Annotated in this window: 15 protein-coding genes; 4 read left to right on the top strand and 11 right to left on the bottom strand. The window is 69.1% G+C overall.

Annotated elements, in window-relative coordinates:
- The first annotated feature begins 102 nt into the window (after positions 1-102).
- Together dapE and V5F63_RS23205 are read left to right on the top strand one after the other, a co-directional pair.
- Positions 103-1,284, top strand: a complete 1,182-nt coding sequence (dapE, locus tag V5F63_RS23210; RefSeq protein ID WP_394100976.1) for a succinyl-diaminopimelate desuccinylase — start codon at positions 103-105, stop codon at positions 1,282-1,284.
- Between the two features lie 9 nt (positions 1,285-1,293).
- The gene (locus tag V5F63_RS23205; protein WP_394100977.1) at positions 1,294-2,064 is read left to right on the top strand and encodes an alpha/beta hydrolase; all 771 of its coding nucleotides are present in this window, start codon (positions 1,294-1,296) and stop codon (positions 2,062-2,064) included.
- Between the two features lie 174 nt (positions 2,065-2,238).
- Here the strand turns inward: V5F63_RS23205 and V5F63_RS23200 are convergent, their stop codons facing one another.
- A complete protein-coding gene (locus V5F63_RS23200; RefSeq protein WP_394100978.1) occupies positions 2,239-3,567 on the bottom strand; it encodes a lytic murein transglycosylase in 1,329 nt (442 codons plus the stop codon).
- A 289-nt stretch (positions 3,568-3,856) separates the two neighbouring features.
- Here V5F63_RS23200 and galU point away from each other — a divergent pair, with 289 nt between their 5' ends.
- A complete protein-coding gene (galU, locus tag V5F63_RS23195) occupies positions 3,857-4,756 on the top strand; it encodes a UTP--glucose-1-phosphate uridylyltransferase GalU (RefSeq protein ID WP_394030577.1) in 900 nt (299 codons plus the stop codon).
- Positions 4,757-4,997: 241 nt separating this feature from the next.
- Here galU and V5F63_RS23190 read toward each other — a convergent pair whose 3' ends face one another.
- The 10 genes from V5F63_RS23190 to V5F63_RS23145 form a co-directional block, all read right to left on the bottom strand.
- Complete coding sequence (locus tag V5F63_RS23190; protein WP_394100979.1) at positions 4,998-8,474, bottom strand: indolepyruvate ferredoxin oxidoreductase family protein; 3,477 nt, start codon at positions 8,472-8,474, stop codon at positions 4,998-5,000.
- A 209-nt stretch (positions 8,475-8,683) separates the two neighbouring features.
- Positions 8,684-9,715 carry a nickel/cobalt transporter gene (locus V5F63_RS23185; RefSeq protein ID WP_394100980.1) on the bottom strand — a complete coding sequence of 344 codons (1,032 nt, stop codon included), beginning with the start codon at positions 9,713-9,715 and terminating at the stop codon, positions 8,684-8,686.
- Positions 9,712-10,347: a DUF1007 family protein gene (locus tag V5F63_RS23180; RefSeq protein ID WP_394100981.1), complete on the bottom strand. Its 636-nt coding sequence runs from the start codon at positions 10,345-10,347 to the stop codon at positions 9,712-9,714. Before V5F63_RS23180 ends, V5F63_RS23185 begins: the two co-directional genes overlap by 4 nt.
- 165 nt (positions 10,348-10,512) lie before the next feature.
- Entirely contained in the window at positions 10,513-11,454 is a 942-nt protein-coding gene (locus tag V5F63_RS23175) for a prephenate/arogenate dehydrogenase family protein (protein ID WP_394100982.1), read from the bottom strand.
- Positions 11,451-12,593, bottom strand: coding sequence for a histidinol-phosphate transaminase (gene hisC, locus V5F63_RS23170; RefSeq protein WP_394100983.1), 1,143 nt, complete (start codon positions 12,591-12,593; stop codon positions 11,451-11,453). The genes V5F63_RS23175 and hisC overlap by 4 nt, the downstream gene beginning before the upstream one ends.
- A gap of 26 nt (positions 12,594-12,619) precedes the next feature.
- Positions 12,620-13,480 (bottom strand): chorismate mutase, encoded by an 861-nt coding sequence (locus V5F63_RS23165; RefSeq protein ID WP_209486205.1) that lies wholly within the window; start codon positions 13,478-13,480, stop codon positions 12,620-12,622.
- Between the two features lie 203 nt (positions 13,481-13,683).
- A complete protein-coding gene (locus V5F63_RS23160; protein ID WP_394030565.1) occupies positions 13,684-14,370 on the bottom strand; it encodes a hypothetical protein in 687 nt (228 codons plus the stop codon).
- A 17-nt stretch (positions 14,371-14,387) separates the two neighbouring features.
- A complete protein-coding gene (locus tag V5F63_RS23155) occupies positions 14,388-15,656 on the bottom strand; it encodes a cytochrome P450 (protein ID WP_394100984.1) in 1,269 nt (422 codons plus the stop codon).
- A complete protein-coding gene (locus tag V5F63_RS23150) occupies positions 15,643-17,379 on the bottom strand; it encodes a di-heme-cytochrome C peroxidase (RefSeq protein ID WP_509210813.1) in 1,737 nt (578 codons plus the stop codon). Before V5F63_RS23150 ends, V5F63_RS23155 begins: the two co-directional genes overlap by 14 nt.
- A 151-nt stretch (positions 17,380-17,530) precedes the next feature.
- Entirely contained in the window at positions 17,531-18,667 is a 1,137-nt protein-coding gene (locus V5F63_RS23145; RefSeq protein ID WP_394100985.1) for a helix-turn-helix transcriptional regulator, read from the bottom strand.
- 313 nt (positions 18,668-18,980) lie between these two features.
- Between V5F63_RS23145 and V5F63_RS23140 the strand changes: the two genes are divergently transcribed.
- A complete protein-coding gene (locus V5F63_RS23140) occupies positions 18,981-20,501 on the top strand; it encodes a peroxidase family protein (protein WP_394100986.1) in 1,521 nt (506 codons plus the stop codon).
- Positions 20,502-20,638 lie beyond the last annotated feature (137 nt).

The raw sequence follows: 20,638 nt of genomic DNA, 5'->3' as shown, positions 1-20,638 counted from the left end.
CATAAAGGCGGCCCGGCCGCCCGGATCGCCGAGAAAACCGCTGGAAAGACCGGCGCGTTTGCCGCTATCTCGTCGTCCCCCGGTCGCGATGAGGCTTTCCTGATGACCGCCGATGCTTCCGTCAAGCCCGAGCTTCGGGCCAATGTTCCCGATGCGCTGACGCTGGCGGCCGAACTGATCCGGGCGCCGTCCGTCACCCCCAATTCGGGCGGCGCGCTGGAACTGGTCGCGCGTCGGCTGGAGGCGTCAGGATACCATGTGGAGCGCCTGACGTTCGACAGCGGCGGCGTGCCCATCCCCAACATCTACGCCCGCATCGGGAGCGGCTCCCCCAATCTGTGCTTCGCCGGCCATGTGGACGTGGTGCCCGAGGGCGATCCCGCCCAATGGCAGCACGGTCCGTTCGCCGGCACGGTGGAGGACGGCAAGCTCTACGGACGGGGCGCCGTGGACATGAAGGGGGCGGTGGCCGCCTTCCTCTCGGCCGCGCTCGCCTGCGGGCGGCCGGAGAGGGGCTCGCTCTCCTTCCTCATCACCGGCGACGAGGAAGGCCCGGCGCTGGATGGTACGGTGAAGGTGGTGGAGTGGCTGAAGGAGAAGGGCGAGGTCATTGATCACTGCGTCCTCGGCGAGCCCACCAACCCCGGCGCCATGGGCGATGCCTTCAAGGTGGGCCGGCGCGGCAGCCTCTCCGGCATCCTCACCGTGAAGGGGGTGCAGGGGCACGTGGCCTATCCGCACCTCGCCGACAATCCCATTCCGCGCCTGGTAAAGCTGGTGGGAGAATTGACCGCCGCGCCCCTCGACCATGGCTCGGACTTCTTCCCGCCGTCGAACCTGGAGGTGGTCTCCATCGATGTCGGCAATCCGGTGTTCAATTTGATCCCGGCCGAGGCCACCGCCCGCTTCAACGTGCGCTTCAACGACCTTTATTCCCTGGAGACGCTGAAGTCCGAGATCATCCGCCGCCTCGACGGCGCCGGCCTAACATATGATCTCGCCTTCCAGCCCGGCGCCAGTCAGAGCTTCCTCACCGCGCCCGGACCCTTCGTGGAACTGGTGGCGGACGCGGTGGAGGCGGAGACCGGGCGGCGGCCGGAGGCCTCCACCTCGGGCGGCACCTCGGATGCGCGCTTCATCAAGGATCTCTGCCCGGTGGTGGAATTCGGCCTTGTGGGCCAGACCATGCACAAGGTGGACGAGGCCACCCCCGTCGCCGATCTCGAGGTGCTGACGCGCATCTATTCCCGCATCATCGCGCGCTATTTCGCCGCCTTCGCCTGAGCTGACGCCATGACCGAGACCATCCCCGGCGAAACCGCCTCCACCCTCGACGTGGACGGCCGTGCCATCGCCATCCGCGCCATCCCCGGCGCGGCGCCCGGCCTGTTCTGGCTCGGCAGCTTCAAGTCGGACATGACCGGCACCAAGGCGGAGCACCTCGCCCGCTGGGCGCAGGCGCGCGGGCAGGCGAACGTGCGGTTCGATTATTCCGGCCACGGCGCCTCCGGCGGGGCGTTCGAGGAGAGCACCATCTCGCGCTGGCTCAATGAGGCGCTGGCGGTGTTCGACCAGGCCACCTCGGGCGAGCAGGTGGTCATCGGCTCGTCCATGGGCGGCTGGATCGCGCTGCTCCTCGCCCGCGCCCTCGCCGCGCGGGGGGAGAAAAGGCTGAAGGGGCTGGTGCTGGTGGCCCCGGCACCGGACTTCACCGAAGCCCTGATGTGGGAGAAGTTCCCCCCGCCAGTGCGCGCGCTGATGGAGACGACGGGCAAATTCCTGAAGCCGACGCTTTATGGCGAGGAGCCCTATGTCATCACCCGCGAGCTGATCGAGGATGGGCGCCGCCACCTGCTCCTGGGCGCGCCGTTCGCGGTGGGCTGCCCGGTGCGCATCCTGCAGGGCGCGCGGGACGAGGACGTGCCGTGGGAGCATGCCATGCGCCTCGTGAGCTGCCTCGCCGAGGACGACGTGGTGTTCTCCCTCATCAAGGACGGCGACCATCGCCTGTCCCGCCCGGAGGATCTGGAGCGGCTGACGGAGGCGGTGGACGGGCTGATTTAGGTCTGTTCGCGGACCAGCAACGGCGCAGCCGGAGCGCCGAGGGCAATTACAGCTGTCGCCCTCCGACTTGATCGGAGGGCCCATCCCTCCGCCATCGCGGGCGGCCGGAGGTCGGGACGAGCGGCGCCATGGGTCCTCCGATCAAATCGGAGGACGACGACGGATTCGCCCCGCTCAGCGGCGCATCTGCTGGAGCAAGGCGACGTCGGGATAGCCGTCCGGCAGGAGGCCGGCGCGGACCTGGTAGTCCTGGATGGCGACCCGGCTCTTCTGACCGAGGATGCCGTCCACATTGCCGATGTCGTAGCCCATCTGGGTGAGACGGCTCTGGATTTCCTGCCGCTCGGCCTTGGAGAGCCCGCGCTCCTCTTTCGGCCACGCCTGGGCGAAGGCGCCGCCGCCGCGCAGCCGGTCGGCCAGATGCCCGATGGCGAGGGCGTAGGCGTCGGCCGGGTTGTATTTCAGGATGGCGTCGAAATTCTTCATCATCAGGAAGGCCGGGCCGCTGGCACCGCCCGGCAGCAGCAGATAAGCGGTGTCGCCGGGGCGCGGATAGGCGATGCCGCTCGGCCGGCGCACGCCCAGCGCGTTCCATTCCGCCAGCGTCTTCTTGTTGCTGCGGTTGGCGAGGCGGTAGTCGAAGCCCTGCGGCAGCGCCACCTCATAGCCCCACGCCTTGCCGAACTCCCAGCCATCCAGCTTCAGATTGTTGGCGGTGGAGGCGATGATGTCGGGAATGGAATCCACCACGTTGCGCTTGCCGTCGCCGTCGAAATCCACCGCGAAGCGCTGGAACGAGGTGGGCATGAACTGGGTGGGCCCGAACGCGCCCGCCCACGATCCGGTGAGGTGGTCGTAGGGAACGTCGTCCTTCTCCAGGATCTGGAGCGTGGCGATGAATTCGTCGCGGAAATAATCCTGCCGCCGCCCGATGCAGGCGAGCGTGGCGGTGGATTCCAACACGTTGCGCGAGCCGATGCCCTTCGGATCGCCATAGGTGGATTCGATGCCCCAGATGGCGGTGACGGCGTAGCGGTCCACGCCATAGGCCTTCTCGACGCGGTCGAAGATGGCCTTGTAGCGTTCCAGAATCTCGCGGCCCTTCTTCACGCGCCACTCGGTGACCAGCATGTTCACATAGGCGCCGATGGGCTTGGAGAATTCCGGCTGGCTGTCCATGAATTCCATGATCTTCATCTGCGGCTGCAGAGAAGCGGTGTACCGCTCGAAGGTGCGCCGGGAGACGCCCTTGGACTGGGCCAGCGGCCACAGATTGGCGATGCACTGGGGGAAGTTCGCTTCAGCCTGGGCGAGCGCCTGCGGCGTCATCAGCGGATGGCCCGCGCCGGCCTGCGCCGCCTGCGGGGCGGGCGGCGGGAAGCCGAAGATGGAGCCCGTGGTCTGGGCCTGTCCGGCGGCGGGGGTAACGAGGCCGGCGATGAGGGCGAGCGCCACGGCCACGCCGCTTCCCAAGGTGGTCCTTCCGCGCGTCGTCGAAGCCATCTTGAAAGCCTTCCCTTTCCGCCCCGCCATGAGGGCCGGGTTGATCGTCTGAGGCGTCTACTGGGCGGCAATATGGTTGCGTCGCGGTTAATGGATGGCAAGTTTCGATGGCCGGTATCGCGTTGGGGCCGCATTAACCCATCTTGGGGAACAGCGGGGCGATTTCGGCCGTTGCCACTCGGCTGCCATAGGGGCAGGACAGTTTCGCGCAGCGGCCGACATGCCGCACGCTCACGCTCCAGCTGTGCTAGACCACGGGCGTGGGTATTCAGGAGGGGCGTTACTCGAAATGCGTAAACCCATTCGCAAGGCGATCCTACCCGTCGCGGGCCTCGGCACGCGCTTCCTTCCGGCGACCAAGGCTGTGCCGAAGGAGATGCTGACGGTGGTGGACCGGCCCGTCGTGCAGCACGTCGTGGATGAAGCCCGCGCCGCCGGCATCGAGCACATCGTTTTCGTCACCGGCCGCAACAAGGCGGTGATCGAGGATCATTTCGACCGGCAGTTCGAGCTGGAGCGCACGCTTCAGGAGCGCGGCAAGGTCAAGGAGCTGGAGCAGCTCGACCGCGACACGCCCAAGGCCGGCACCACGTCCTTCACCCGCCAGCAGCTGCCCCTCGGCCTTGGCCATGCGGTGTGGTGCGCGCGCGACATCATCGGCGACGAGCCGTTCGCGCTGCTCCTGCCCGACATGCTGCACATGCCGAGGACCGGCAACGGCAACGGCCACGGCTGCCTCGGCTCCATGGTCGAGGCCTACAACGAGACCGGCGGCAACGTGGTGGCGGTGTATGAGGTGCCGGACGACCAGACCCACCAGTACGGCATCGTCGGCACCGGCGCCGATGCGGCGAAGGGCGCCAAGGCCATCACCCAGATGGTCGAGAAGCCCAAGGCCGGCACCGCGCCGAGCAACCTCGCCATTTCCGGCCGCTACATCCTCCAGCCCGGCATCTTCGACCTGCTCGCCAAGCAGGAGCGCGGCGCCGGCAACGAGATCCAGCTCACGGACTCGATGCTGAAGCTGAAGGAGACCGAGCCGTTCTACGCGGTGCGTTTCGACGGCAACGTCTATGACTGCGGCTCGAAGATCGGCTTCCTCATGGCCAACGTCGCCTATGCGCTCTCGCGCCCCGACATCGAGGCGGAGTTCCGCGCCGAGCTGAAGGCCATCCTCGGCGGGAACTGAGGCAAGGCGGCGCGCGCCGCTCCTTCCAGTCTTCCCCCTCTCCCCTTGAAGTCGGCTTTTGCCGACTTCAATCTCCGCGAACCGAACTCGGCTGCTGCCGAGTTCGGGCGGGAGAGGGGCCGGGGGTGAGGGGGGCGCTCAGCGCATGACCGGCGATGGGGCGATCGGCGCCACCCCCTCATCCGTCTCGCGGCGTGCGCCGCGATCCACCTTCTCCCGCGAGGGGAGAAGGCAATTTTCCCTACTCCGCCGCAACCGCTGTCGGCGCCGGCGGGTTGCGGAAGCGGGCGAGGAGGTCCTGCTCCTCGGCCTTGGCCGCCTCCAGGTGCCGCAGCTTCACGTGGCCGAAGCCGCGGATCTTCTCCGGGATGGAGGCGATGGCGACGGCGATCGCGTGGTTGGCGGGGTCGAGCTTCGCGATCAGCTCGCCCACCGTGCGCTCGTAGTCCGCGATCAGCGTCCGCTCGGTGCGGCGCTCCTGCGTGTAGCCGAACACGTCCAGCGCGCTGCCGCGCAGGCCCTTGAGCTTCGCCAGCAGGGAGAAGCCCTTCATCATCCAAGGTCCGAGCGTGATCTTGCGCGGCTCCCCCGTCGCGTCGCGGCGGGCGAGGAGGGGCGGGGCGAGGTGGAACTCGAACCTCAGCGCACCGTCGAAGGCCGCGTCCGCCTGGGCGCGGAAGGCGCCGTCGGCATAGAGCCGGGCGACCTCGTATTCATCCTTGTAGGCCATGAGCTTATAGAGGTTCTTCGCCACCGCCTCGGCGAGGCCGCCCCGGCCGGGCGCCTTGGCCTGCTCATTGATGCGCACCTTGTCCACGAGCGCCTTGTAGCGGGCCGCATAGGCGGCGTTCTGGTAGAGGGTGAGGTCGGCGACGCGCCGGGCGATCACCTCGTCGAGGCTCTGCGAGAGCCGCCGCGCGTCGCTGGAGACGGTGCCCTTCGGCGTGGCGATGGCCTCCACGGCGGCCGGATCGTGTGCGGCGCGGCGGCCCCAGAGGAAGGCGGCCTTGTTCATGGCCACCGCCTCGCCGTTTAGCTCGATAGCCCGCTCGATGGCGGCGGCGGACAAGGGCAGGGCGCCGAACTGGTAGGCATAGCCGACCATGAAGATGTTCTGCGCCAGCGCGTTGCCGAACAGCGCCTGGGCGAGGCGGCTCGCCTCGATGAAGTGGGTCTGCGCATCGCCCACCAGATCGCGGATGGTGCGCTTGATGCGCTCGGTGGGGAGCGAATAGTCCGCGTTGCGGGTGAAGTCGCCGGGCAGCACCTCGTGCGTGTTCACCACGCAGATGGTCTTGCCCGGCTTCACCGCCGCCAGCACCTTCTTGGTGCCCGCGACCACCAGATCGCCGCCCAGCACCACGTCGGCGCCGCGCGCCGGCACGCGGATGGCGGTGATGTCGGCCGGGTCGTTGGCGAGGCGGATGTGGCTGTAGACCGCGCCGCCCTTCTGGGCGAGGCCGGCCATGTCGATCATGCCGCAGGCCTTGCCTTCCAGATGCGCCGCCATGCCGAGGATGGCGCCGATGGTGACGACGCCGGTGCCGCCCACGCCCGTGGCGATGATGCCATAGGTGCCGTGGATCTCGGGATGCGCCGGCTCCGGCAGGTCGGGCCATGAGTCCGCGCCGGCCGCCGCGCCCGCGCTCTTCTTCGGCTTCGCCCCGTGGACCGTCACGAAGGAGGGGCAGAAGCCGTTCACGCAGGAGAAGTCCTTGTTGCAGGACGACTGGTCGATCTCGCGCTTGCGGCCGAATTCGGTTTCGAGCGGCTGCACGGAGACGCAATTGGACTTCACCCCGCAATCGCCGCAGCCCTCGCAGACGCGCTCGTTGATGAGCACGCGCTTGTCGGGGTCGGGGAACTGGCCGCGCTTCCGGCGCCGCCGCTTCTCGGAGGCGCAGGTCTGGTCGTAGATCATCACCGTGACGCCGGAAATGGCCGCCAGCTCCCGCTGCACGGCGTCCAGCTCGTCGCGGTGGTGGATGGTCATGCCGGCCGGCCAGAGGGTGCCCGCGGGATATTTTCCGGGCTCGTCGGTGACGACGACGACCCGCTCCACCCCTTCCGCCGCCACCTGGCGGGCGATGACCGGGACGGTGAGGTTGCCGTCATGGGTCTGGCCGCCGGTCATGGCGACCGCGTCGTTGAAGAGGATCTTGTAGGTGACGTTCACCTTGGCGGCGCAGGCGGCGCGGAGCGCGAGATAGCCTGAATGGTTGTAGGTGCCGTCGCCGAGGTTCTGGAACACATGGCCGCGCTTGGAGAAGGAGGATTCGCCGATCCAGTTGGCGCCCTCGCCACCCATCTGGGTGAAGCCGGTGGTCTCCCGGTCCATCCACTGCACCATGTAGTGGCAGCCGATGCCGGCATAGGCGCGCATGCCCTCGGGCACCTTGGTGGAGGAATTGTGCGGGCAGCCGGAGCAGAAATAGGGGATGCGCGTCGCCACATCCGAAGTGGCGGCAAGCACCCGCTGCGCCTCTTCCAGCTCCGCCACGCGGGCGGCGATGTCCGGGATGTGGCCATAGGCCAGGAGGCGCCGGCCGAGCTGGATGGCGATGTCGTTGGGATCCAGCGCGCCTTTCACCGGGAACATCCAGCGGCCCTGCTCGTCCTTCTTGCCGATGCAGACGGGCTGGTTGGCGGTGCCGTACAGCTCCTCGCGCACCTGCACCTCGATGAGGGAGCGCTTCTCCTCCACCACCATGATGAGGTCGAGGCCCTTGGCGAATTCGTGGAGGCCCTGCGTCTCCAGCGGCCAGGGGCAGGCCACCTTCCAGATGCGCAGGCCGAGATCGTTCGCCCGCACCTCGTCGATGCCCAGCTCGTCCAGGGCGAGGCGAACGTCGAGATAGGACTTGCCCACCGTGGCGATGCCGATGCGCGGGCGGGCGCCGCCGGAGGTGATGAAGCGGTTGAGGCGGTTCGCCCGCAGGAAATGCAGCACGGCGTCGCGCTTGAATTCCTGGAGCCGCTCCTCCTGCGCCAGCGGCGTGTCGCCGAGGCGGATGTTGAGGCCGCCGGGGGGCATCTCGAAGCCCAGCGCCGGCTCGATGCGCACGCGGTCCAGGCGCCCGTCCACGATGCCGGTGCTCTCGATGGTATCCTTCACCGCCTTGAGGCCGACCCACGTGCCGGCGAAGCGCGACAGCGCCCAGCCATAGAGCCCGTAATCGATGATCTCCTGCGCGCCCGCAGGGTTCAGCACCGGGATCATCACGTCGACGAAATGGAATTCGCTCTGGTGGGCGGTGGTGGAGCTTTCGCAGGTGTGGTCGTCGCCCATGAGGGCGAGCACGCCGCCGTGCCGCGAGGTGCCGGCATTGTTGGCGTGGCGGAACACGTCGCCGGAGCGGTCGACGCCCGGTCCCTTGCCGTACCAGAGGCCGAACACGCCGTCATACTTGCCCTCGCCGCGCAGCTCCGCCTGCTGCGAACCCCAGAGCGCGGTGGCGGCGAGGTCCTCGTTGAGGCCGGACATGAACTTGATGTCGTTGGCCTTGAGCACCTTCTCGGCGCGCAGGAACTGCTGGTCGAGCCCGCCGAGGGGGGAGCCGCGATAGCCAGTGACATAGCCGGCCGTGTTGAGGCCGGCGCGCCGGTCGCGCTCCTTCTGCATCAAGGCGAGGCGGACGAGAGCCTGCGTGCCCGATACGAACACGCGCTCCTGGGACAGGTCATATTTGTCGTCGAGCGAAACAGGCTTCAGAGCCATCGCGACGCCTCCAGCGGGGCCGGGCAGGGGACGGCATCGCGTGGAAATCACGTGCACCGTTCGCCTTTAGGCTGGCACGGAGTGTCGCACCCGGCAATTTCGTTGTTTTAATTCAAAGCGCAACGAAATTGCCGAAAAGCTGGGCGTGACGTATTTTGGTGCATTGCACCCGGAATCGGCTGCGCTGCGGCAACCCAAACCGACGAGGATCAGCCCGGCAGCAGCCGCTCGCTTTCCAGATAGCCGGTCAGCAGGCCGAAGCCGAACAGCATCACCAGCAGGGCCGCGCCCAGTTCCACCCCCAGCCGGGCCATGACGGACCAGCGCGTGTCGCGTCCGGCGATGCGCACGGCAAGGCGTTTGCCATAAACGGCGATGCCGGCGATCAGGGTCACCATGGCGGCGGTGCCGAGGCCCATGGCGAAGGCGGCGGCGACACCGCTCAGGAACACGCCCTGCGAGAGCGCGAACGTCAGCACGAGGATGGCGCCGGAGCAGGGCCGGGCGCCGGCCGAGACCACGGCGACAGCGGCCCGCTTCCACCCGCCCTGTCCCGCGAGAAGCGCGGGGTCGGGGGCGTGCTTGTCGCCGCAATCGCAATCGGCGGCGTGGACGTGGGCCGCATCGCCCCGCGCCGCAGCAATCAGGGCGCGGCCCTTCACGATCGCGAGATAAAGCCCGAACAGGCCGATGCCGCCATAGGCCGCGACTTCCACCACCGTCATGGCCTGCGCCATGGAAACGGCGGTCGCCCCCAGCGCCAGCGCGAGGATGCCGACGAAGAGGATGGCCGCCACCGCCTGCACCATGCCGGCGGCCAGCGACAGCACGGCGCCCCGGCGCAGCGTGCCGCCATCGGCGAGGAGATAGGAGGAGATTACCGCCTTGCCGTGCCCCGGCCCGGCCGCGTGGAACACGCCATAGGCGAACGAGAGGCCGGCGAGGAGGAAGGTGGCGTTGCCGTCCTGCTTGGCGGCGCGCACCGCCCCCACCAGCGCGCGGTAGAATTCCGCCTGCTTGGCGAGGATGAAGCCGGTGATACCGGAGGGCGGCGGCTGGGCGGCGGCCCCGCCGAGCCCGAAGGGCGTCGCCTTTGGCGGGCCAAACCCCTGCGCGAACACCATGTCGGGATAGAGCACCAGCGCCACCAGCAGCGCGAACAGCACCATGGCACCGAGGGCGAGAAGGATCATCCCCGCCCGGCGCATCCGCGCGGGCGCTGCCGCCGGGACTGCGCTCACGGGCACTTCACCGTGATCTTGTCCGCGAACTGGGCGCCATAGGTGCTGCCGGAGGTCAGGCCGGCGAAGAAGGATTCGTTGAGCGCCGAGCTGGGCGGCGGCTCCGGCGAGGTGACTTCCTGCGTGCAGCCGGCCGGCGCCGCGACCATCTTCACCGGCTCCGTGTCGGCGAAGGAGAAGGAGACGAACACGGTGGGATCATAGATCTCGATGGTGGCCGCCCCCTTCACCGCGATGGGCTTCGCCAGCGGCAAGGTGAAGTGCAGGGTGAGCAGCTCGTTCTCGTAGGTGAGGTAATAATCCACCGGATCCTTGAAGGCGAGCTTGCCGGTGGCGGTTTTTCCCCGGACGAAATAGTCGTATTCCTTCAGGGACGTGACATTCACCTCGGCGAGCGGCTTCAGCACGTCGTCGCCATAGGTGCCGTCCTTCTGCTTCTCCAGCCCCTGCAAGGCGAAGGCGGTGAAGGCGTCGTCGAAGGTCCAGGCCTGCTTGAGCGCGGTGAGCTTGCCGTCGGTGCCGTAGACCACCTCGGTCTTCATGGTGACCCAGACATGGGGATGCGCCTCTGCCACGCGCGGAAAGAGCGCCGCGGCGAGCAGCATGACGACGGGCAGCAGGCGCGCCAGCATCCGAATCTACTTCCTTGTGTCGGGGCGAACCCCTCTCAGGTCGCGCGAGACTTCGGCGGAATGGTGACGCTGGTCCCTACAGGGCGGATGCCACGCGGATATGACACGCGGGTGTGACGGAAGCTGACCGACCGTCATATTCCGGGCGTCACATGTCCCACTTCGTCAGCTGTCCTCGTGCTTCGGCTTTTCCGCCGCGCGACGGCCGAAGTCAGGGGCGGCGGTTTCCTGCCCCTGCTCGATGATGGAGCGGCGGATGGCGCGGGTGCGGGCGAAGTGCTCGAACAGCGCATCCCCGTCGCCGTAGCGGATGGCCCGCTGCAGGGCGGTGAGATCCTCGGTGAAGCGGCCGAGCATCTCCAGCACCGCCTCCCGGTTGGTCAGGAACACGTCGCGCCACATGGTGGGGTCGGAGGCGGCGATGCGGGTGAAGTCGCGGAAGCCGCCGGCGGAGAATTTGATGACCTCGGAGGTCAGTGTCTCCTCCAGATGCGCCGCCGTGCCGACGATGTTGTAGGCGATGAGGTGGGGGACGTGGCTGGTGATGGCGAGCACCAGATCATGGTGCTGGGCGCTCATGGTCTCGACGTTCGCCCCGGCCGCCCGCCACAAGGCGACGATGGCTTCCACCGCGGCGGGGTCCGCGCCGTCGGGCGGGGTGACGATGCACCAGCGGTTCTCGAACAGGGAGGCGAAGCCGGCGTCCGGGCCGGAGAATTCCGTGCCGGCCACCGGATGGGCCGGGATGAGATGGGCATGGGCCGGCACATGGGGGGCCATGGCCTCCACCACGAAGCCCTTCACCGAGCCCACGTCGGACAGGATGGCGCCGGCCTTGAGGCGCGGCCCCACCGCCTCGGCCACCTTGCCCGAGGCACCCACCGGAACGGCGACGATCACGATGTCGGCGCCTTCGGCGGCGTCCCCGGCGTCTTGCGTCACCACATCGGCGAAGCCGAGCTGCCGCACCCGCTCGCATACGGCGGGATCCGCGTCGGCGACGACGATGGTACCGGCGAGATGTTTCTCCCGCGCGGCACGGGCCATGGACGAGCCGATGAGACCCGCGCCGATGATGGCGAGGCGCGGCACGAGAGGCTGGATCACGTGTTCGACCCCGCCGCTCCGCCCGCCATGAACTCCGCGAGCGCCGCGACCACCAGCTCGTTGGCCTCCTCGGTGCCCACCGTCATGCGCAGGGCATTGGGCAGGCCGTAGCTCGCCACCTGCCGCAGCACGAGGCCGCGACGCATGAGGAAGGCGTCCGCCTCCTTCGCCGTGCGACCGGGGGTGTCCGGGAAATGGATGAGCAGGAAGTTCGCCACCGAGGGCGTCACCTTAAGCCCCAGCGCCTCGATCTTGCCGGTGAGCCAGGGCAGCCACTGGGCGTTGTGCGCCACCGCCTTTTCCACATGGGCGGCATCGGCGATGGCCGCGGCGCCCGCCAGCAGGGCCGGGGTGTTCATGTTGAACGGCCCGCGAATGCGGTTCATGGCGTCGATGACATGGGCCGGCCCCACCGCCCAGCCGATGCGCAGCGCGGCGAGGCCGTGGATCTTGGAGAAGGTTCGGGTCATGAGCACGTTGTCGGTGGAGAGCGCCAGCTCCAGCCCGGTCTCGTAATCGTTGCGGCGGACGTATTCGGCATAGGCCGCGTCCAGCACGAGGAGCACGTTGGAGGGCAGGCCCGCGTGCAGGCGCTTCACCTCGTCGAACGGCAGATAGGTGCCGGTGGGGTTGTTCGGATTGGCGAGGAAGACGAGGCGCGTCTTCGGCGTCACCAGCGCGAGCATGGCGTCCACGTCGGCCGTGAGGTCGCGCTCCTTCGCTACGACCGGCACGCCGCCGGCGGCGAGGGTCGCGATCTTGTAGACGAGGAAGCCGTGCTCCGAATAGATCACCTCGTCGCCCGCGCCCACATAGGTGTGGGTCACGAGGTTCAGGATCTCGTCGGAGCCGGCGCCGCAGATGATGCGGTCGGGATCGAGCCCGTTGGCCTTGGCGATGGCCTGGCGCAGCGCGCTCGCGGAGCCGTCGGGATAGTCCTCCAGCCGGCGGCCGGCCTCGGCGAAGGCGGCGAGCGCCTTCTCGCTCGGGCCGAGGGGGGTCTCGTTGGAGGAGAGCTTGAACACCTTCTCCACCCCCGGAGCATGGCTCTTGCCCGGCACATAGGCCTCGATGGCGAGCACGCCCGGCTTCGGCTCGGGCCGGCCGGTGGGGATGGGGTCGTTCAGCACGGCGGACATCTCAGGTTACTCCAGACGATCTTTCTTCACGGCCGGGCGGAGACGCGCTCCACCTTGTGGGTGGCGGCGTGGCTGCCCACCTCGGCGACGGCGCGGATGCCCGCGCCCGCTTCTGCGAGGGCGCCCGTCACCTCGTCCACGGCATGGCCGGGGGGCAGGGACACGAGCAAGGCGGCGCCGTCGAGGGCTTCGTCCGGCGCCACCACCACCTCGGCGAAGGCGGGTATGGCACGGCCCGCGGCCGCGCTCCATCCCGTCACGCGCAGCGAATAGACGCGGACCTCCCGCACGGCGGCGTCCGCGATGGGGTGGGAGACCACGAATACCGGCAGGCCGGCGGGGTGGTCGTCCCGCTCCACGAAGGGCAGGCGGGCGATGATCTTGGGCGCGCCTTCCGCCTCCAGCGCTGTCCACCACGGGTCGGCGGCAGACGGAGAGGGGGCGGCGGCGAGCAGCCCGAGATCGCCGCGCGAGCCGGCCACCGCATCGATCACCCCCCGCGCGCCCATGTGGGGCAGGAACGGCACGGTGAAGCCGAAATGGAAGCGCGCGCTGTCGCGCATGGAGGCCTCGCCGCCGGAGAGGTCGGCATGGACCGAATAGGGCGCCTGCACATAGGTGAAGGTGGCGATGATGACGCGCCAGATGCTCTCCACCGTGTCGAGCGGCAGCAGGCCGCGATGGCGCTCCACCAGCCGGCGCATCATGTCCGCCTCGCGGGCGGGTCGGAAGGCGGAGCCGCCCTCGGTGCCCTGCGTGTGCTTCACCTGCACGAGGCGATCGATGATCTCGCTGCGCTCCATGAGCAGCTGGTGCATGGCCGCGTCGATGCGGTCGATCTCGGAGCGAAGGTCGGCGAGGGAGAGGGGAGCGTCTGTCTTTGTCATGGCGTTCGCGCGTCTGGAGCGCGACGCCCGGGCGGATGAAATCCGTCCGCCGGATGAAACGCCCCTCCAACTCGGGGACGGAGAGCGCGAGCCCGATCCGCCCGCATTGCAGGCTTCCGGCGCGCCCTCCAGCCGGCGAGGCTTACCGGGAACGGGCGCGGGAATCAAAACTTTGTTGCGCGCGGCGCCGGTATCGGGTGGCGTCAGCGCTTGAAATAGCCCTTCACCAGATGCTGCGCCACGAAGGCGTCGATCCGATTGTAGATAAAGTCCCAGCGCGGCACGGTCCGAATTGGCACCAAGGTCCGCGCGAACCAATGTTCATTCTGAAAGCTGATCTCGGCGATCGGGTAAGGCGGAGCGGGATCGTTGAGGCTGCGGACCAGGACGCCGCGATCCTCGGAAATCAGAACGAGGTACTGAACGTTTAACCGCGAGAAGTCCTGAAGCCCATAAAGCATGCCAAGGGGCTTTTCCGACTGTCTGAGGTTGGTCAGCCTCTTGCCCAGATCGGGCCAATCAGGATGCTTGTTGCCGTAGAACGCATTGACCTTGATGATAAAATCGTTCGGCTGGCGGGTCGGCGCTATAGCTGCCGCTTCGAGAAGCGGCTCGCGAAACATTTCCCGGTCCGCTGGCGCCATGTCCGAGGCCCAGAAGGCGAATGAAATCTGTTGGACCGCATTCACGCATCCGAAACTGGCAGGATCGGCGGCAAGGAGCAGAAAGGCGGCGGGAAACGACAGCAGGTCGTTCCCTAATCTGAAATGCACGATCTCGTCCCGCCGCGCCCAGCCGGCCGCGCGGCGGGACTGCAGCTCGTCAAGGGGAGAACCGCTTAAATCGACCGGCTGGCAGATGGCGGGAGGGACGTCGGGAACGGGAGCCATCCCGCAACTCTAATCCGTCAGGTCAGCCCGATGCGATAGGTCTGGGGAAACGGCGTGCCCGCCATGTCCACCGGCGCCAGCGGGCGGGCGGCGGGGCGCAGGAGCACGCGCTTCACGATCTCGGGGATCATGGTGCCGCCCACATAGCGCCCAAGGCATTCATGGTGCCCGTAGCCGAAATGCAGGTAGGTGTGGAACGGCCGGTCCGGCTTGAAGGCGTCCGGCTCCGGCACGAAGTCCGGATCGAACATGGCGGAGAGGCTCAAGGGGAGCACCACGGTGCCCTTGCCCAGCACCTTCTCCCGCGCCGAGCCCCTGGCGAGGGTGTAGGTCGCCGCCGCCTCGCGGAACATGAAGGCGACGATGGGGGAGAAGCGCAGCGCCTCCCACACATAGCCGTCGAACACCGCGTCATCGCCGGCCCTGGCCGCCGCCCGCGCGTCGCTGAGCACTTCCGGCCGGGCGAAGAGTTCGGCGAGGGCGTTGATGGCGGCTTCCGCCGTGGTCTCGATGGCGCCGATGAGCAGGCCGCCGATGTTGATGACTACCCGGTCCATGCCGAAATGGTCCGCCGCCGGCAGGTTCAGGCTGAGGATGCGGGTGAGGCTGTCGTCCGGCGCGGTGCCGGCCTTGATCTCGGCGATGCGCGCCGGGATGAGGGCGGCGAACAAGGCGCGCAGCTTCACCCGGCTGTCCTCCGCCGCCTGGTGGATGGCGTCGGCGTCCGGGCGGTCGTCGTAGGGCAGGTTGTTGAACTGGTCCATCTGGTTGGCATAGGACCAGTCGAGCAGGTCGGCGTCCGGCCCCTTGATGCCGAAGACGCGCTGCACGATGCGCAGGGGCACGAGCCGCGCCAGCTTCTGCACCGCCTCGATCTCACTGCCCGCAGCATTCAGCGCCTCGTCGGCCACCTCGGCCACGGCGGCGCGGATCTTGGGCAGGTCGTCCCAGGCGAGGATGGCGGGCATCACGGACTTGTCGCGGTAGTTCACCACCGTCTCGTCCATGGCCAGCATGAAGTCGCCCATCTTGGGCTTGTAGAGATCGACCGTGAACACCTTCGGCACGGACAGGATCTCGATCACGTCCGCGCGCTTGGCGACGAGCGTCACCTCGCTGGTCTCGTAGACCGGCGCATGGGCGCGCAGCTCGGCGAAGAAGGGGCGGGGCTCGCTGGAAATCCAGCCCCGCACCAGCGGCCAGCGCTCGGCGGGGCGGACGGCTGCGAGCTTGTCCAGATAGGGCGTATAGGGGCGCACCCGCGCCGCGGCCTCAGGGACGGACATCGGGGCCCTCCAGGACCTTGAGATATTCGATGATGGCATAGCGATCCTCGGGAGGGAGCTTCGCCCCCGTCGGGAAGGCGTGGCCGCGGTTGGAATTGCCGGGCAGGGCGGTGTCGAAGCGGGAGACGCGGGCGCGCTCGGCCTCGGGCATCGAGTCATAGGAGGACACGAAACCAAGCTTCTCCGTGTCGAGGCGCCTGGAGCCCACGTAGAACACCGCCGGGCGCTCCTCCTCGGGAGAGAGCAGGTCGTAGATGGTGGGCACGGAGCCGTTGTGGAGGAACGGCCCCGTCGCCCACACGCCGGCGAGCGGGCCGGCCTTGTAGCTCGGCGGCAGCAGCCAGCCGGATTGCGGGGTGTTGCTGCCGGGGGCAAAGCGCCAGCCGTAGGCGGCCTTGCGCGCATCGCCGGTGATGCCCCGGGCGCGCAGGTCGTTCTCGGTGATGGCGGTCACCGCCGCCAGCAGCAGCGAGCCGGCGAGCACCTGCCCGTCCGGCAGGCGCGGCGTGGTGGGCGGCAGCTGGGTGAAGGGGCCGGGCTTGGCGTAGCGGGTGATGAAGTTCATCGCCATCTTCGGGTCGGTCTTCACGGTGTCGATGTTCACCATGGAGACGGCGATCCACTGCCGCCCGCCCTCGGTCTCGGCGGCGGGGGTCAGGCGATAGTCGGGGCCGCCGTGGCAGCCGGCGCAATTGGCCTTGAACAGTTCGGCGCCGCGCTTCGCCTTGGCGGCGTCGACCTTGCCCAGCACCTTCTCCGGCCACGGCGGCGGCTTCAGTGTCGCGACCCAGGATTCGAGCGCGACGAGGTTTTCGCCCAGCGCGGTGGAGCTGGCGGCGGCGAGGTTGCCATTGGCGAAATCGGGATGGCCGAACACGCCCAGCACCTCGCCGAGGTTGCGGCCGAGCGGGTTTCCGGCAACGCCGTTCCATTGCACGTAGCGCTGCTGGGGCGTGGTCCAGAGGAAGGGATAGCTCACCGGCGCGTCGGGGATGCGGAAGTTGGCCGGTTCCTTCAGGGCGTTGGCCGCCACCGCATTGAGGATGTGGCCGAAGGCGTCGAGCCGCCCCCGCCCGTAGGGGATGGGGGTCCAGGCGGAGGCCTCCAGGCGCCGGATGTCGGTGGCGAGGGCCTCCAGCGCGGGACGCACGGCCTTCGGGTCCACCGCCACCAGCCGCGCGGCGAAGCGCTGGAACTTGGCGGGATCGGCCAGGGTGTTGTCGAGCGCCTTGCTCAGGCGCGCCATCAGCAACTGGTAATCACCCTGCGAGGCGCCGCCGTCGATGCGGATCAGGGCGCCGGTCTTCGCCTCGATGTCGGCGGTGTGGCAGGCGGCGCAGGTGAGCCCGACCATGGGGCCGAGCGCGCCCGGGGCGGGGCGCGGGTCCTTCACGAAGCCGATGGGAAGCCCATCCGGATTGAGCGCCGAGGGGCCGTCCGCCGGCAGGAAGCCCATCTGCGCCACATGGGCGGGATCGAGGAAGAGCTTGTCGGAGAGCGGCTGCTCCAGCGCCCGCAGCACGGCGTAGGGCATCAGCTGGGAGCCTTGGGGGGTGTAATAGAAGGCCTCGCGCAGCTCCCTGGACCAGCCCTGGTCGAGCGGTTGCGCCTTGCCCGGCTCGGCCGGCGCGTCGTTGCGCGACATGATGGCGTCGGTCAGGGCCGCGAGCCCCAGGAACACGACGATCCCCGCCCCGAGGATCAGACCCTTGCGCCCCACCATTCTTTCCCCCGGCAATAATCCTGCCCCGCCCGGCCCCTGCCGGACGACGCCCGTTTCAACCCCTCACGCTTGAGCGGCCGCGCCACCTCGGGCGCGGCCGTATGATGTTCACGCGACATGAACGCGCGATGAAGCGATCCGCGGTGACGCGTCAGACCAGCGACAGGTCGAGGCTTTCGCGCAGCCGGGCGACCAGCTCGCCCTGCCGGTTGGTGCCCGTCTTCTCGTAGAGCGCCTTCAATTGGCTGCGCGCGGTGGAGAGTGCCACGTTGCGCTGCTGGGCGAAGTCGGCGAGGGAGGCGCCGACCGCCAGCGCCGCCGCCAGCGCCGCCTCGGAGGGCGTGAGCTTGAAGGTGGTCTGGATGCGCCGCGCCACGTCGGCCCCGCCGCGCCCGGGCTGGCGCACCACCACCGCGATCTGCGAGCGGGTGGCAAGGCGCGGGCTGCCCTCGCCCGCGGGCAGCGGATGCAGCGACACCCGGAACGGGCCGGCATCATCTCCGGCGCGCGACACCTCCATGTGCTCGGCATGGGTGATGTTCGCCTCGCCCCGCGCGGCGGCCAGCGCCAGCGCGACGGCGGCGGCAACCTGCCGGGAGGCGCGGTCGTCGCGGAAGGCGAGCCGGCCCTGCCGCACGGCGATGTCGCCGGACTTCACCATGGTCTCGCCGGCGCGGTTGACGTGGGCGACGTGCATCTCCGCATCCACGAGGAAGATGCCGGCGTCCACGATGTCGAGGGCGGCGGCGATGTCGCCGACCTTCGCCTTCGCCTCGTCGAGCAGCGCGTAAAGCTCGAAGGCTCGCCTGAGGTGCGGCACCACGAGGCCGAGCTTCTGCCGCTCCGCCTGCCCGAACGGGCCCTGCGCCCGGCCGCGCATGGCGCAGATGGTGGCCATCACGTCGGCTTCCTGGGCGAAGTAGGAGACGAGCGAATGCTCGATGTCCATGGGCTCCACCACCTCGCGGAACAGCGCGGAGGCGCGGAACTGGTCCGGGTCCACCCCGTCCTCGCCGCAGATGACGCGGCCGGGATTGGAGAGGATGTAGGAGAGGCGGGGGTCTTCCGTCGCGTGGCGATAGAGGAAGGTCTTGTAGTCGTTGTGGTCGTGGCCCCACACCCGCCAGGTGGGCTTGGTCTGCTGCTTGAGGCTGAAGACCGCGAGCTGGCCGACCCGCCCGTCGATGAAGCGGGTGACGCCCTCCAGCAGAATGCCCCATTGCCGGGGATCGCCGGAAAGCTCGTAAACGTCGCCGACGAGGCGGGAGTAGTGATCGAGTTCGCCCATGTCCGTCCCATTTTTCGCGTGGCGATGGGTCCGGCCGGGCCGGCGCATCGCGACGCCATGATCCGATGGGCCGCCATGGCCCACCCCCGCGGGGGCCGGACGGCGACGGGTTCGTGCCTGATGCCTGCCTTGGCGCCCTGCCGAACTCGGCGGGTGCCCACGGAGATCGCGAGCGCAGCATTGCACAACCACCTCAGGCTGCAAGACGTCGCAGGAGCGGTCATCCCCCATTCGGATGATGCTGACCGAACCGTCGAAATGCTGACGTAAGGGGGAGCCCCGGGGCTGGGGATCAGAGGAGTGTGCCCTGAGAATGCGTGTCGAAAGGCCCCTTGAGATGACCGGAAGCGACGAGCCGCGCCCCTCGACCCGGGAGGCCATCAGCGCGCGCGTCCGGAACCTTGCCATCGAGGCGGGGGCGCGGCCGAGCGACCATGGCTTCGGCCGCATGTTCCCCGCCCTCGCCGCGCCGGCCTGCCGGATCGACGAGGGGTCGCGGACGCTGAAGGACCTCGCCCGCCTCGCCGCCGCCATGGGCGCCTGCGCCGAGGCGCCGAACGGGCAGCCGCCGCGCCGCCGGGCGGAGGGCGATTCGGACATCCCCGCCGCCTATGCCTTCCTTGTGGAGTTCGTGCTCAACGATCTCGTGTGGGAGCGGCGGCCGGCCGAGGAGGCGCAATTCGCCGGGGCAACGGGGGCCGCCGCCTTCGCGCCGGCCTTCACCCCCTTGGGCAGCTTCTCCGCCCTGTTCAACCGCCGCTCCGGCGGCCTCGACCTCGAATCCGTCTATGACGCGCCGCGCGACCCGGCCGCCGTCCGGCGGATGCTGCTCGGCGAGGTGTGGCGCGACCCCTTCGGCGAGCCGCCGCTGCCGCCGCGCAAGAGCCCGCGCAACGACCTGCCGCGCCAGCCGCGCGGCCTCGATCCGGCCCGCGACCGCGCGCCCCGCATGAGCGACGCGCGCAACGATGCGAGCCTGCCCCTGAGCCAGCTCCACGTCGCCTTTCTCAAGGCGCACAACGCCCTTGTCGCGACCGGCCTCTCCTTCGAGGCGGCGCGCCGGGCGCTGCGCCAGCGCTACCAGTGGATGGTGCTGTTCGACCTGTTGCCGAAGATCGCCGATCCCCAGGTGGTCGAGGCGGTGATGGCCGAGGGGGGGCGCCTGTGGCGGCAGGACCGGCCCGGCGACATCTTCATTCCGGTGGAATTCTGGGCGGCGGCCTTCGTCATCGGCCGGAGCCTCGCCCGGCCGAGCTACGATTATAATCCGCGCCTGCGCAACGCGGAGGCGCCCGCGCTCGCCACCCGCGCCGCGCTCGGCCCCTCCGGCTGTGGCCCCGGCGGGCTGCCGGCCGACCGCATCATCGCCTGGGAGGGCTTTCTGCCGCTGGAGGCGGAGGCGCCGCAGCGGGCGCGGCGGCTCGACACCCGCCTCGCCGGCGCGCCGGACACGGTCGAGGCGCTGGCGATGCGGCACCTCTCGCGCGGCTATCGGCTCGGACTACCCACCGGACAGGCGGTGGCCAAGCATCTCGGCCTGAAGCCGCTCAGGGACGACACGCTGCTCGCCGCCTTGCCGGAAGCCCAGCGCGTCGCAGCCTTGCCGTTCTGCGAGGCGACGCCGCTGTGGTTCTACATCCTCGCCGAGGCGGGCGATCCGGCGGGGCCGGCCGGGAAGCATCTCGGGCCGGTGGGCAGCCGCATCGTCGCCGAGGCGCTGTGGACGCTGGCCCGCCAGTCCGACGCCTCCATCCTCGCCCCGGGCGAGCTGCGCGACTTCGACCGCTTCACCCTGAGCGACCTCGTGCTGCTGGCGGCGGAAGAGGACGCCTAAACCGGCCTGTCGCTCACTCCCCGTCGCCCAACCCAGGCCGACCAACCGAGGCCGACCAACCGAGGCAGACCCTTGGCATGGGACCGCCGGAACCATGTTCCGGCGGTTTTTTTGCAAAAGCGCAGCCCGGCGGTGGT

The organism is Xanthobacter wiegelii (assembly GCF_043193855.2).
Taxonomy (GTDB): domain Bacteria; phylum Pseudomonadota; class Alphaproteobacteria; order Rhizobiales; family Xanthobacteraceae; genus Xanthobacter; species Xanthobacter flavus_A.
The sequence above is the reverse complement of the archived record's forward strand: the minus strand, read 5'-3'. Positions and strand labels throughout refer to the sequence as shown.